This window comes from Streptomyces sp. NPDC046716 (assembly GCF_040645755.1).
Taxonomy (GTDB): domain Bacteria; phylum Actinomycetota; class Actinomycetes; order Streptomycetales; family Streptomycetaceae; genus Streptomyces.
The window spans coordinates 245,178-257,865 of sequence record NZ_JBEYYU010000001.1; the positions used below are offsets into that span (position 1 = coordinate 245,178).

General features: G+C 74.2%; 15 protein-coding genes. 7 read left to right on the forward strand and 8 right to left on the reverse strand.

The annotated features are described in order from the left end of the window. Window positions 1–22 precede the first annotated feature (22 nt). From ABZ930_RS01150 to ABZ930_RS01160, 3 genes are read left to right on the forward strand one after another with little or no spacing between them, the layout of a single operon-like run. Window positions 23–1,123 carry a DgaE family pyridoxal phosphate-dependent ammonia lyase gene (locus ABZ930_RS01150; RefSeq protein ID WP_361539430.1) on the forward strand — a complete coding sequence of 367 codons (1,101 nt, stop codon included), beginning with the start codon at window positions 23–25 and terminating at the stop codon, window positions 1,121–1,123. Further along, window positions 1,120–1,383, forward strand: coding sequence for an HPr family phosphocarrier protein (locus tag ABZ930_RS01155; RefSeq protein WP_361539433.1), 264 nt, complete (start codon window positions 1,120–1,122; stop codon window positions 1,381–1,383). The genes ABZ930_RS01150 and ABZ930_RS01155 overlap by 4 nt, the downstream gene beginning before the upstream one ends. Before the next feature lie 23 nt (window positions 1,384–1,406). Continuing rightward, window positions 1,407–2,018, forward strand: a complete 612-nt coding sequence (locus ABZ930_RS01160) for a bifunctional 4-hydroxy-2-oxoglutarate aldolase/2-dehydro-3-deoxy-phosphogluconate aldolase (protein WP_361539436.1) — start codon at window positions 1,407–1,409, stop codon at window positions 2,016–2,018. A gap of 702 nt (window positions 2,019–2,720) precedes the next feature. On the opposite strand, the gene ABZ930_RS01165 is transcribed toward ABZ930_RS01160, so the two are convergent. Further along, entirely contained in the window at window positions 2,721–3,977 is a 1,257-nt protein-coding gene (locus tag ABZ930_RS01165; RefSeq protein WP_361539439.1) for an ROK family transcriptional regulator, read from the reverse strand. Between the two features lie 13 nt (window positions 3,978–3,990). Continuing rightward, window positions 3,991–4,563 (reverse strand): TetR family transcriptional regulator, encoded by a 573-nt coding sequence (locus ABZ930_RS01170; RefSeq protein WP_361539442.1) that lies wholly within the window; start codon window positions 4,561–4,563, stop codon window positions 3,991–3,993. 119 nt (window positions 4,564–4,682) lie between these two features. Here ABZ930_RS01170 and ABZ930_RS01175 point away from each other — a divergent pair, with 119 nt between their 5' ends. Next, window positions 4,683–5,879, forward strand: a complete 1,197-nt coding sequence (locus ABZ930_RS01175; RefSeq protein ID WP_361539445.1) for an MFS transporter — start codon at window positions 4,683–4,685, stop codon at window positions 5,877–5,879. Between the two features lie 43 nt (window positions 5,880–5,922). Here the strand turns inward: ABZ930_RS01175 and ABZ930_RS01180 are convergent, their stop codons facing one another. Then, the gene (locus tag ABZ930_RS01180) at window positions 5,923–6,804 is read right to left on the reverse strand and encodes an NAD-dependent epimerase/dehydratase family protein (RefSeq protein WP_361539448.1); all 882 of its coding nucleotides are present in this window, start codon (window positions 6,802–6,804) and stop codon (window positions 5,923–5,925) included. 86 nt (window positions 6,805–6,890) lie between these two features. On the opposite strand from ABZ930_RS01180, the gene ABZ930_RS01185 reads away from it, so the two are divergent. Together ABZ930_RS01185 and ABZ930_RS01190 are read left to right on the forward strand one after the other, a co-directional pair. Continuing rightward, a complete protein-coding gene (locus ABZ930_RS01185) occupies window positions 6,891–7,469 on the forward strand; it encodes a helix-turn-helix domain-containing protein (RefSeq protein WP_361539451.1) in 579 nt (192 codons plus the stop codon). Between the two features lie 127 nt (window positions 7,470–7,596). Then, complete coding sequence (locus tag ABZ930_RS01190) at window positions 7,597–7,884, forward strand: hypothetical protein (RefSeq protein ID WP_361539454.1); 288 nt, start codon at window positions 7,597–7,599, stop codon at window positions 7,882–7,884. A 29-nt stretch (window positions 7,885–7,913) separates the two neighbouring features. Here ABZ930_RS01190 and ABZ930_RS01195 read toward each other — a convergent pair whose 3' ends face one another. The 3 genes from ABZ930_RS01195 to ABZ930_RS01205 form a co-directional block, all read right to left on the reverse strand. Then, window positions 7,914–8,438, reverse strand: a complete 525-nt coding sequence (locus tag ABZ930_RS01195) for a hypothetical protein (protein WP_361539456.1) — start codon at window positions 8,436–8,438, stop codon at window positions 7,914–7,916. 70 nt (window positions 8,439–8,508) lie between these two features. Beyond that, entirely contained in the window at window positions 8,509–9,489 is a 981-nt protein-coding gene (locus ABZ930_RS01200) for a DUF2804 domain-containing protein (RefSeq protein ID WP_361539459.1), read from the reverse strand. Between the two features lie 40 nt (window positions 9,490–9,529). Beyond that, window positions 9,530–9,937, reverse strand: coding sequence for an STAS domain-containing protein (locus ABZ930_RS01205; protein ID WP_361539462.1), 408 nt, complete (start codon window positions 9,935–9,937; stop codon window positions 9,530–9,532). Between the two features lie 160 nt (window positions 9,938–10,097). Here ABZ930_RS01205 and ABZ930_RS01210 point away from each other — a divergent pair, with 160 nt between their 5' ends. Further along, the gene (locus tag ABZ930_RS01210) at window positions 10,098–10,487 is read left to right on the forward strand and encodes an ATP-binding protein (protein ID WP_361539465.1); all 390 of its coding nucleotides are present in this window, start codon (window positions 10,098–10,100) and stop codon (window positions 10,485–10,487) included. Window positions 10,488–10,551: 64 nt separating this feature from the next. Here ABZ930_RS01210 and ABZ930_RS01215 read toward each other — a convergent pair whose 3' ends face one another. Together ABZ930_RS01215 and ABZ930_RS01220 are read right to left on the reverse strand one after the other, a co-directional pair. Further along, on the reverse strand, window positions 10,552–11,739 hold the full coding sequence (locus ABZ930_RS01215) for a cytochrome P450 (protein WP_361539468.1): 1,188 nt from the start codon (window positions 11,737–11,739) through the stop codon (window positions 10,552–10,554). A gap of 76 nt (window positions 11,740–11,815) precedes the next feature. After that, entirely contained in the window at window positions 11,816–12,667 is an 852-nt protein-coding gene (locus tag ABZ930_RS01220) for a patatin-like phospholipase family protein (RefSeq protein ID WP_361539471.1), read from the reverse strand. Window positions 12,668–12,688 lie beyond the last annotated feature (21 nt).

A 12,688-nucleotide genomic window follows, 5' to 3' on the forward strand; every position in this document is an offset into this window, starting at 1 on the left:
ACCCGCAGCGCAAGGAGACCGTGTGCCCACCCTCCATCAGGACCTCGGGGTCCCGCCCGCCATCAACGCCAGCGGCAAGATGACCGCCCTCGGCGGCAGCGTCCTCGGCGACGGCGTCATCGCCGCCATGGGTGACGCCGCCCGCCAGCACGTCGTCATGGACGACCTGCTGGACGCCGTCGGCCGGGAGATCGCCGGCGCCACCGGCACCGAGGCCGGCTGTCCCACCACCGGCGCCGCGTCGGGCGTCGCCATCGCGGTCGCCTCCGTGATCGCGGGCACCGACGTGAGCCGCGTCGAGGCGCTGCCCGACCCCGGCGACGCGCCGTGCGAGGTGATCCTGCCGCGCGGGCACTCCGTCTACTTCGGTGCCCCGATCCGCCAGATGATCGCGCTCGGCGGCGGCCGCGCCGTCGAGGTCGGCTCCGCGAACAAGGTCACCGCCGACCACCTGTCCGGCGCCGTCGGACCACGCACGGCCGCCCTCCTCTACGTCCAGTCCCACCACGCCGTGCAGAAGGGCATGGTCTCCCTCGCGGAGACGATCGAGGTGGGCCGCCGTCACGGCATCCCCGTCATCGTCGACGCGGCCGCCGAGGAGGACCTGCGGCGCTGGCCCGCCACCGGCGCCGACCTCGTCGTCTACAGCGGCGGCAAGGCCGTGGGCGGACCCGCCTCCGGCATGATCTGCGGCAGCGCCGCGCGGATCGCCGCCTGCCGCGCCCAGTACGGCGGCATCGCCCGCCCCATGAAGGTCGGCAAGGAGACCCTGTTCGGTCTCGTCCAGGCACTGCGCGACTACGGCACCGCCGAGCCCGGCGGGCACCGGGAGCGCATGGAGAAGCTGGCCGCGCGCCTCTCCGACCTGCCCGGCATCACGACCCGGGTCGTCGGTGACGAGGCCGGCCGCGCCATCCACCGCACCGAACTGACCGTGGACCCGGCGGCCGCCGGCCGTGACGCGGCCGGACTCGCCGCCGAACTCGCTTCCTCGGGCGTCCACTTGAGGGACCACCTCGCCGTGACGGGTCGACTGCTGATCGATCCGCGCCCGCTCCGCCCCGACGAGGAGGACCAGCTCGTGGACCGGCTGACCGCACTGCTCGCAGGAGGAACCCGATGACCGTCGTCGAGCGCCGACTGGTGGTCACCGAGGAGGCGGGGCTGCACGCCCGCCCCGCCGCCGCGTTCGCCCAGACCGCCGCCCGCGCCTCCGCCGAGGTGACCGTCGCCCGCGAGGACGGCACCGAGGTCCCCGCCCGCAGCGTCCTGTCGCTGATGACGCTCAACATCCGCTGCGGCGACGCCATCGTGCTGCGCGCCAGCGGCACCGACGCCGAGTCCACCCTGGACGCGCTCGCGCGCATCGCGGCCCCGGCATGACCCAGCACCGTACGGAGACACCGATGAACCCCGCCGTCCCTGCCGTCCCCGACGTCATCGACCGGCTGCGGCTGGCCCGTGTCACGCCGACCGTCCGCGAGGCAGGCGCCGACGCGGCCGACCGGATGGCCCGCACCCTGGTCGAGTCCGGCATCACCGCCTTCGAGTTCACGGCCACGACCCCCGGCTGGGAGAAGCTGGTGGAGACCTGGTCGCGCGACGCGCCCGAGGTCACCCTGGGCCTGGGCACCGTCACCTCGCCCGAGATCGCCGAGCGGGCCCTCGCGGCCGGGGCGCACTTCCTCGTCAGCCCCTTCCAGGTCCCCGAGGTCCGGCCCGTGGCCGACGCGGCGGGCCGCCTCCTGGTCGAGGGCGGACTCACCCCGAGCGAACTGCGGATCGCCGCCGGGCGCGGAGTGGCGAAGCTCTTCCCCGCGAACATCGGCGGGACCGGCTACCTGAAGTCGCTGCTGTCCGTCCTGCTCGGCGCCCGGATCATGGCCACCGGTGGCGTCAGCGTCGACAACGCCGCACAGTGGCTCGCCGCCGGAGCCTTCACCGTCAGTATCGGCAGCGATCTGTCCAAGGGCGACGTGCGGGCCAACGTGGCACGGCTGCAGGAGAACATCGCCTGAGCGCGAGAACCGCCCGCCGTCCGGGCCGGACCGGAACCGCGAGGCTCCGGCGGGCCTGGCGGTGGACGACGGGTGTGCGGGCGAGGGGGAGGGCTGGCGGTGAAGTCCGCGCCGGAGCCGAGAGGTTCTGCTCCGGTTCTCCGCGGCGGTCGTCCGGTGCGCGGACGCGTGGCGAGGTGGCCGTCCGGGGCCGCGAGGCTTGGCCCCGGTTCCGGCGGTGGTGGTCGGCCGGCGTGGGGGTGCGAGCGAGGCCACCGTTCAGGTCGCGCCGGGACCGCGGGGCTTCGCCCCGGGCCTGGGCGGTGGTCGTCCGGTGCGCGGACGCGTGGCGAGGTCGCCGTCCGGGGCTGCGCGGCTTGGCCCTGGGCTTGGGCGGTATGCGGGCGCGAGGCTTCGCCCCGGCTCCGGCGGTGGTGGTCGGCCGGCGTGGGGGTGCGAGCGAGGCCACCGTTCAGGCCGCGCCGGGACCGCGGGGCTTCGCCCCGGGCCTGGGCGGTGGTCGTCCGGTGCGCGGACGCGTGGCGAGGTCGCCGTCCGGGGCTGCGCGGCTTGGCCCTGGGCTTGGGCGGTATGCGGGCGCGAGGCTTCGCCCCGGCTCCGGCGGTGGTGGTCGGTCGGCGTGGGGGTGCGAGCGAGGACACCGTTCAGGTCGCGCCGGGCCCCCGACCCCGGCGGTGGTCGGCCGCCCCGCGGGCCCGCCGTTCAGTCCGTCGTCTGCTCCGCGTACGCCGCCGGGTCCGCGAGTACGTCGCGGACCACGCGGGCCGCGGCGCCGCGCGCGGCGTCGCCCGACGAGGACGAGGCCCGCAGCCGTCCGCTGCCGGGCGTCCACAGGCCCGACACCACCCGCGCCGTCAGCTCCGCGTCCGCGGCGGGTGCCAGCCAGGGCTTCAGCTCCCGGAAGGCGCCGCCCAGGATCACCGCGTCCGGGTCCAGCAGGTTCACCGCCCCGGACAGCACCCGGCCGAGCCGCCGCCCGGCATCCTCCAGTGCCTGGAGAGCGCGCGGCTCGCTCGCCCGTGCCCTCGCCTCCAGCTCCGCGACACCCGCCGCGCCCGACTTCTCGTCCAGGCCCGCCGCCCGCAGCAGCGCCGCCTGACCCGCGTACTGCTCCAGACAGCCGCGCGCGCCGCAACTGCACGGCGGCCCGTCGGGATCGACCACCAGATGGCCGATCTCGCCCGCGAACCCGTGCGCGCCGCGCAGCAGTTGACCGTTCAGCACCAGCGCGCCGCCGACACCGATCTCACCGGTGAGGTAGACGAAGCTGTTCACGGGCGCGCGGTCGTCGTCCGCGGCGGCGAACCACAGCTCGGCCATCGCCGCGAGGTTCGCCTCGTTGTCCGCGCTCACGGGCAGGGCGCGGTGCTCGGGCCGCAGCGTGCTGAGGGCCTGGGCGAACAGGCCCTCGACCGGAACCCGGTTCCAGCCCAGGTTGGGCGCCTGCCGCACGGCGCCGCCGGAGACCAGGCCGGGCAGCGCCAACTCGGCCGCCACCGGCCGCAGTTCCTGTTCCGTGGCGGAGACGACGGCCCGCGCGGCGATCCGTGCGGCCTGGTTGAGGACCGCGGCCGGCGCCGCGCCGCGGTTGTCCATCCGCTCGACCAGGCGGACCCGGTCGGTGCCCGCGAGATCGACGACGCACACGGCCACGTAGTCGATGTTGATCTCGACACCCAGCCCCGCGGGACCGCTGCGGGCCACCTTCAGGACGGTGCCGGGGCGGCCCGCCTGCCCGCTGAACGTCTTGCCCCACTCGCTGAGGAACCCCTCCGTCAGGAGCTGGTCGACGAGCGACGAGACGGCCGCCCGGGTCAGCCCCACACGCGCCGCGACACCGGCCCGGGTCGCCTCGCCCTCGTCGTGGACGGTGCGCAGCACCAGGCTCAGATTGTGCCGCCGCACGCTTGCCTTGTCGGCCTTCGCGGGCGGGGTGGAGGAGGCGTTGTTGCTGTTCATCGTGGTGTCGACCCTAGACGACGCCGGAGGCGGCGGGGCGGGCGACGACGGCGCCGACGACGGCCGCGATGCCCGCGCGGTCGGTGGGACGGGCGTCGACGGAGTTGTGGATGGAGAAGCCCTCCACCAGGGCGTCCAGGGCACGGGCGGTGAGCGGGTCGAAGTGCCGGGCGAGGGAGTCGCGGCTGGCCTGCATCCAGGAGCGCATCACCTCGCGGAGTTCGGGGTGACGGGTGGCGAAGGCGTACAGCTCGTAGCTGAGCAGGAGATTGCGGTCGGAGCCCCAGACCTTGCCGCAGATGATCTCGACGACGGCTTCCTGGGCCTCCTCGGGGGTGCGCGCCGCGGCCAGCAGCGCTCCGTAGCGGCTGGAGACGGTCTCGGCGAGGCGGGTGAAGGCCTCGGTGAGCAGGTGCTGCATGTCGTCGAAGTAGTAGGTGAGCGAGCCGAGCGGAACCCCGGCCGCCGCGGCGATCCGGCGGAAGGTGACCTTGATGGCGCCGTGTTCGGCGATGACGTCGAGGGCCGCGTCGAGAATCCGCTCGCGCCGCTGGGGATCGTTGGGGCCGCGGTTGCTTCCGGTCATCGTCCTGGTCCGCCTTCTCTTCTCTCCGCTCCACCGGGTATGTACATTTGTGCATACCCGGTGGGGGCGGGACGCGTCGCCTGCCTGTCCATTCTTTCCGAACTCCCGCGGAGCCCCTGTTGATAGACCCTGCCGTGCGCCGGCGCCGTCAGGCCCTGTACCTCTTCTTCTTCCTCAACGGCATCGCCATGTCCTCCTGGGTCACCCGCACCCCGGACGTGCGCGACGAACTGGGCGTGTCGACGGCCCAGATGGGGCTCGTCCTCTTCGGTCTCTCCGTCGGGGCCATGGCCGGCATCCTGTGCTCCGGACGCTTCGTGTCGCGCTACGGCACCCGGCCCGTCATCGCCCTGGGCACCTGGCTGATCGTCGCGGCCGTCGTCGTGGTCGGAGCGGGCAGCGTCCTCGCCTCCGCCCCCCTGGTCACCGCGGGACTGTGCCTGTTCGGCGCGGGCACGGGAGCGGGCGAGGTGGCCATCAACGTGGACGGGGCCGATGTCGAGCGCATCACCGGCCGGGCGGTCCTGCCCACCCTGCACGGCTGCTTCAGCCTCGGCACGGTGATCGGCGGACTCGCCGGAATGGCGGCCACGGCCGCCGACGTCCCCGCCCACTGGCATCTCGCCGCCGTCGCGGTGGCGGCCACGGCGCTCCTGCTGTACGCGCTGCGCTCCGTGCCCGCCGGCATCGGCCTCGGCGCGGAGCGGGCGGCGCCGGAGGCGGGGCGGAGCTCCCGGCCGCAGGTCTGGAAGGACCACCGGCTGCTGCTGATCGGCGCCATCGTGCTGGCCATGGCCCTGGCCGAGGGCGCGGCGAACGACTGGCTGCCGCTGCTCATGGTCGACGGCCACGGCCTGAGCGCGGCGGCGGGATCCCTCGTCTACGTCGGGTTCGCCGCCGCGATGACCACGGGCCGTTTCTGCGGCTCCTACTTCCTCGACCGCTTCGGACGCGTGGCGGTCGTCCGGGCGAGCGCCGTCTCCGGTGCCGTCGGGCTGGTCCTGGTGATCTTCTCGGACAGCGCCGTCGTGGCCGCGATCGCCGTGCTGTTCTGGGGCCTCGGCGCCTCACTCGGCTTCCCGGTGGCCCTGTCCGCTGCCGGTGACTCGGGCCCCGACCAGACGGCCCGGGTCTCCCTGGTCGCCATCATCGGCTACGTGGCGTTCCTGGTCGGCCCGCCCGCCCTGGGCTTCCTGGGCGACCACTACGGCCTGCGCTCGGCGATGGTCGCGGTCCTCGTGTTCGTGGCCGGTGCGATCCTGCTGGCCCCGGCCGCCGACACCCGCACTCGCGAGCCCGCCACCGTCGACGCGTAGGCGTGGAGGGACCCGCCCGCCGGGTCCCTCCACCGGAACCGGGTCAGGGCTGGATCTTCTCCAGGTCCGCCAGCAGGGCGAGATGCTTCGGCTCCCAGCCCAGCGCCTCGCGCGTGTGGGCGCTGGAGGAGGGCTGGTCGGCCGCGAAGACCGGGCCGAGCGGGCCGTAGGTCTCCGCCGGAACCGACTGGACCGGCAGCCCGAGCCGTCGCCCGATGACCCCGGCGATGTCCCGCACGGCGTCCCCCTCGTCGGCCACCGCGTGCCAGGCGGTTCCGGCCGGCGCCTGCTCCAGGGCGAGGCGGAAGAGGACGGCCGCGTCCAGCGCGTGCACGGCCGGCCAGCGCTGGGCGCCGTCGCCCGGGTAGCCGGACACCCCGCTCTGCCGGGCGATGCCGGTGAGCAGACCGGCGAACCCGCCGGTGCCCTCGTTGTGGACGGTGCGCGGCAGACGCACCGCCGAACTGCGCACTCCCTGCGAGGCCAGACCGAGCGCCCGCATGACCGCGACGCTGCGGCCGCCGACCGGCCCGTCGGTCGGCAGCGGGTCCGCCTCGGTGGACGGGCGGCCCGCCGCGACCGGCGTCCCCGAGACGGTGACGAGCGGCCGGTCGCTGCCGACGAGCGCGTCGCCCAGGGCCGCGAGCGCGGCCCCTTCCTCCGCGACGCCCCGGGCCAGGGCCTCGGGGCTGCTGAAGTCGTTGCTGAACGCGAGGTGGACGACCCCGTCGGACTGGGCGACGCCGGAGCGGAGGACGTCCAGATCGGCGAGCCCGCCCCGCAGCGGCTGTGCGCCGGCCTGCTCTGCGGCCGCCGCGGACCTGTCCGAGCGGGCGAGTGCGAGAACGGAGTGGCCGTTGCCGAGGAGCTCGGCGACGACGGTGGAGCCGATCAGGCCGGTGCCACCGGTGACGAAGACGCGCATGAGGTCTCTTCTCAAAGTGATGGGACTCTTGTCCCATCACGGTACACGGGTGATGGGACAAGAGTCCCATCACGTAGGATGACGGCATGGCTCGGTGGGAAGCAGGTTCACGCGAACGGCTCGTCGTGGCTGCTGTCGACCTGTTCACCGAGCAGGGCTACGACGCCACGACCGTCGCGCAGATCTCCGAGCGCGCCGGGGTCACCAAGAGCACCTTCTTCCGGCACTTCCCCGACAAGCGCGATCTGCTGGTGGCCGGCCAGGAGACCCTGAGCCGGCTGCTGGTCGAGGGCATCGCCGAGGCGCCCGCCGACGCGGGCCCGCTGGAGGCGGTCGCCGCGGGCCTCGAGCGCGCTTCGGGCGCGATGGGACCGCAGAACCGTGAGCTGGCCCCGCGGGTGAAGGCCGCCGTCGCCGCCAGTACGGAGCTCCAGGAGCGGGACGCGCTCAAGACCGTCAGCATCGCGGCCGCGATGGTCGCGGCCCTGGAGGAGCGCGGCATTCCCGGCGAGGTCGCCGCCGTCGCGGGGGAGTTGGGCGTGCTCGCGTTCAAGCGGGGGCTCGCGCAGTGGTCCGAGGGGGAGCGCGGCGGTGGTGAGGAGCTGGCCCGGTGCGTGCTGGAGGCGCTGGAACAGTTGCGCGCGGCGGTGACTTCACTCGGGTGAGCCACGGCGCACTCCGCCCCTGGGCGATCACTTCCGTGCGCCGGTCACTCGACGTACGTGATCCGGTACGTTCCGTGATGACGGCGGGTGGCGGTACGCGTGACCCGCGCCACGGAGAGGACTCACCATGATGCGACGCACGGCCCTGACCCTCGGGGCACTGGCGACCGCGGCGACCCTGGCCACCGCGGAACCGGCCTCCGCGGCCGAGGGCGTCCTCGTCGTCAACGGCGTCGACCACGCCGATCCGAGCGGCTGCTACGCCGTCGACCGCTTCCCCTCGTCCATCGTCAACAACACCGACGCCATCGCCGAGGTCCACTCCGGCCCCGACTGCACGGGGCAGGTGGAATGGCTCGTCTACCCGGGCGAGACGTACAACACCGAGACGGCGCAGAGCGTCTTCGTCCTCTGACCCGGCCGGCGCCGGATCACCGTCACGGCCTACGGATGGGGGACAGGGGTGGTGGCCAGCAGATGGCAGATCACGATCCACGTCCCCACGGCCGTGGTCGCCCAGCGGAATCTGCGCAGCCGCGCGGGCGACACCGGATCGGGCGCCCGCCCCACCGGTCGACCGGGCGCCGGGGGAGCCGCCCCGCGCAGCACGACCGCCGCGCGGGTCTCCACGACGGCTCCGCCCGACCGCCCGCGCGGACCACGGGGCGCGGCCGGCTTTCCGGACGGGGGAGAGCTGCCGCCGGAAGGCTCCGGCACCCGGCCGTGCGCGAGCCCGCTGAGGAACGCCGCGTACGCAGCCCGGCGCAGCCCCCGCGGGGCGGACCGCCCGGCTTCCCAGGAGCGGACCGTCGCCGCCGTCACTCCGAACGCCTCGGCCACCTGTTCCTCGGTGAGCCGCCAGGCGCGGCGCAGCGAGGCGCGTTCCCCGGGGGCGGGCAAGGGGGCCTGCCCGTCGCTGCGGCGCGGGTGGGAGGGCATGGGCCGTCGGGCGATGAGTTCGATCGTCATGACCGTATGACAACGCGACAGTGCCTCATGTGATGAGGTGTCAGGAACTTCGCCCGTACGGCCCAGTCCGCTACCAGCGGTTCCGTGCCTCCTCGGCCCAGCCGACCAGCCCGTCGAGGTCGGTCCTGGTGCCGTCGTCGGTGCGGGCCCAGCCGCTGAAGCGGCCGAAGCACTGATGGGTCTCGTTCGCGACAAGGCCCAGGTTCGTGCGGGCGGCCTTCTCGTGGAACGGGTGGAAGCGGATGTCCGCCCGCTCCCCGCCGATGTGCCACGGCGCCAGCCAGTCCGAGCGGTCGTAGCTCCAGCGCAGCTCCTCGCCGATCTTGTGCAGGCGGCCGTCGACGAACAGGGCGTTCTCGGTGCTGCCGGTGCCGTCGGTCCACCGGCCGCCCAGCTGGATCGCCCGGTCGGGCCCGGCGCCGGCCGCCCAGTTCCACGTGACCGAGTAGGGCCACTTGCCGCGGCCGTGATCCAGCGCGGCGAACGATCCCGGGCCGCCCAGCTCGTAGGTCCGCCCGTGCAGGGCCAGGGTGCCGTGCACGGGCCGGCCGATGTCCTTGACGGTGTACTGGAACCGTCTGTCGCTCCACGGCACGACCACTCCGAGGGACTCGTGCCCCGGCGGCAGCGGCACCTCCGCGTCGAGCCGCACACCGGGGCCCGTCGCACGGATCGAGGAGCCGTCCGCGGCCTGCGAGATCCTGATCTCGAGACCGCCGCCCCGCGCCCGGACCTCGCCGTCACCGCTGCGCACGGGCAGTGCCGCGCCCCGGGCCAACGGCACCACCGCGTCCGTGCTCGTCTCCCGCCCGCTCGCCCGGTCCAGGACGTACAGCCCGTGCACGCCGGCGTAGTCGAGGGACGACACAACGACGCCGACGATGTGCTCCGGGGTCACGATGGCCCAGTACTCCCAGCGCTTCGCCCGCCCCCAGCCGCGCAGATTGGCGGTGTGCAGGGGGCGCCGGGTCCAGCCGACCGCGTCCCGGTTCAACCGTCCGTCGGGCCGGCACAGGTCGACGGGAGACGTCAGTTCGGTTTCATGCGTCATCCGCGCAGGATAGAGCCGTCCCCCGGCCCGGCTCGCGGGGTCACTGCGCGTCGGGCGTGGAGGCCTGGTCGCTGCCCAGCCGCTCCTGGAGTTCGTGGACGCGGCGCAGCCCCGCGGCGCGGTTGTCGGCCATCTCCAGCGCGTCACCGGCGCCGGTGATCTCGAAGAGCCTGGCGACGGCCGGCTGGTAGGGGCCGCTCAGGACGAAGGGCCTCGGCACGGCCTGGTGGTCGTTGTAGGCGCGCAGGATCACGTTCAGCGTCGTGCTGTCGGCGAAGGCGAGACCGGCGAGGTCGAGGAGGGTACCGGTGGTGCCGGTGTCCCCACGCGCGCCGGACAGGGCGAGGTAGGCCTCGGCCTCGTCCGTGAGATCCATGTCGTCACGGAAGGAGACCACGGTCACCCGGTCCTGCCGGGTGACGTCGATTCTCTGTCTGTCGGAAACCATCCGCAGACCTTCCCACAGGTTCCTGGGCGTGTGATCGGCAGATCCCCCTTTCTCGTCCGCAGCGGCCGGGAACGGGGGAGTGTTGGACGGACGGGTGCGGGGAAAGCGAGAACTGTGGCGGCACGAGGTGCGACATGTACGGGAAAGGACCTACGTCGATATGAGCGCGGCTCAAGCACTGGAGACAGAGGAGATCAGTTGTGCGGACGCCCGGGTGGCGGTCCGGGCGGCACTGGCCGCGGCGGGCCGCGAACTGCCACGGGCCCGGGCCGGACAGCTGAGTGAGGACGCGCTGCTCGTGGTCAGCGAGCTGGTGACCAACGCCCTGGTGCACGCGGGCGGGGTGACCCGCCTGGAGGTCGACGTGGCGGACGACGAGTTCCTGGTGCGGGTCAGCGACGCCAGCCGGACCGCACCGCAGCGGGTCCGCACGCGCAAGGGCACCCCCGGCGGATACGGCATGGTGGTGATCCAGCGGCTCTGCTCCCGTCTGGACGTGGAGATCGGCCCCGCAGGCAAGACGATCACCGCCGCGCTTTCGCTGCGCTGAACACCCCTCCGCACCACCCCCGCCACGGCTCGGAGGGCTCCGCGCCTACCCTCCCGCGTACCTGCTACCCCAGGCGCAGAGGAAGGTCCGTCAGGCCGCGCAGCAGCGTGCTGCTGCGCCACGTCAGCGTCGCCGGATCCGTGGCGAGCGCGACGGCCGGGAACCGCGCGAGGAAGCGCCGCAGGGCCGTCTCGGCCTCGACGCGGGCCAGGGGCGCCCCCAGACAGTGATGCAGGCCGTGCCCGAACGCGACATGCGCGGGACCCGTGCGACGCAGGTCGAAACGGTCGGCGTCGGTGTAGTGCGAGGGATCGCGGGACGCCGCGGCCAGAGCGACCAGGACCGCGTCGCCCGCCGGGATCGCCGTCCCCGCAAGATCCAGTGGCTCCCTGGCGAACCGGAACGCGGTGGAATGGACCGGAGCGTGCAGGCGCAGCGTCTCCTCGACCGCGGCAGCCGTCAGCGAGGGATCCGCGCGCACGAGGGCCAGCTGCTCCGGATGCGTGAGAAGACTGAACAGCGCCGCCGAGATCAGATTGACGGTCGTCTCGTGTCCGGCGACGAGCAGCAGGAAGACCATCCCGAGAAGTTCATCGGCCGCGAGGGCGCCGTTCTGCCCGGCGCCGGCCAGTTCACTGAGCAGGGTGCCGTCGGGAGCGGCGGTTCGCTGGGCCAGCAGGTCGCCTATCAGGTCCGTCAGTTGCGCGCCTGCCGCGGCCGCCGCCGCTTCCGAGGTGGGCATCACCAGCTCCCGCGACCAGGCGTGGAAGACGTCGCGCCCGTCCTCGGGCACCCCGAGGAGTTCACAGATCACGGCGACCGGCAGAGGCAGTGCGTACCGGTGCACGGCGTCGACGGTCCCCGGCCGGGGCAGGTCGGCGAGAAGGGCGTCCGCGAGGGCTTCGATCCGCGGGCGCAGGGCGGCGATCCGCCCGGGCGTGAAGCGTCCGGCGACCAGTCCGCGCAGCCGCGTGTGGTGCGGAGGGTCGCTCTGCAGCATGTTCCTGCCGAGGGCGTGACCGCCGTCGGTGTCCCAGGTCGCCGAGTGGCGGATGTCGTTGCTCAGCCGGGGATCGGACAGCGCCTGGCGCGCCGCGTCGCGGCCCACGACGAGCCAGCTCTCGCCGCTCCCGGGGACGAGGACACGATGGACCGGTCCGCGCGCCCGCAGCGCCGCGTACACGGGGTGGGGATCGCGGGCCGTGTCGTGCCCCGCGGGGGCCAGTTCTTGCAGCGTGGGTGCCGATGGCATGGGGCCGTCCCTCGTGAGTGGTGTCGGTGGTCCGTGGCGCGCCGCCCGGCGACTCGGGCTCGGTTCCGGCGCGGGTTCAGGCGTTCAGGAGGTCGTCGATCGTGCCGGACGCGGCCAGCGCCCGGGCCTGCGCGTGACCGGCGCGGGCGGCGTCCGCCCGGCGGTGGTCCGCGGTCATGTTCCGCCCCATGGCGCGCCGTGCCGCCGCGTCGGGCGTGATGAGCGTGACGTGGCTTCCGGCCGCCGTGAGCGCGGCCGCCTGACGTGCGGCGTGCGGGTGCGGCCCGACGGCGGACGGCAGGGGGACGACGGCCAGGACGCGCCGGTGGCCGCGGGCCAGTTCCAGTGGTGCGGTCGCGCGGCTGCCGCCGTCCATCCACCGCCGACCGGCCACCGTGACCGGCGGCCACACCACGGGGACGGCGCAACTCGCGGCGACCGCGTCGACGAGGGGGACGCCCCACTCGCGGTCGAAGGCGTCCGGCTCGCCCGTGGCGGCCTCCACCGCCGCGACACGCAGGAGACGCACCGGCCAGTCCTCCGCGCCGTTCAGCAACGTCCGCACCGTGTCGAGGACTTCGGACTCCGGGACGGTCCGCGCCTCGAGCGCGGCGCGGCCGAGGCGGCGCGCGGAACGGTCGGGATTCCTCGCTCCGAGGGCGGCCCGAAGGAACCGCAGCGTCTGGGCGGTCGTGACGGCGAGGTCGACGCGGTCGGCGCCGGCCAGCTGACGTTCGTACAGCTCCTGCGGGGACTGGCCCGACAGGAGCCGGGCGCCGAAGACGGCTCCCGCCGACGCGCCGGCCGTCAGATCGGCGTCGGCCGGATCGGAGCCGGCGTCCGCCAGCCCGGCCAGGACGCCGACCAGCCACGCGCCGCCCACGGGCCCGCCGCCGCCCAGTACGAGAGCCCTGTCCGCTTCATCCATGATTCACCCCTCACTAAATGG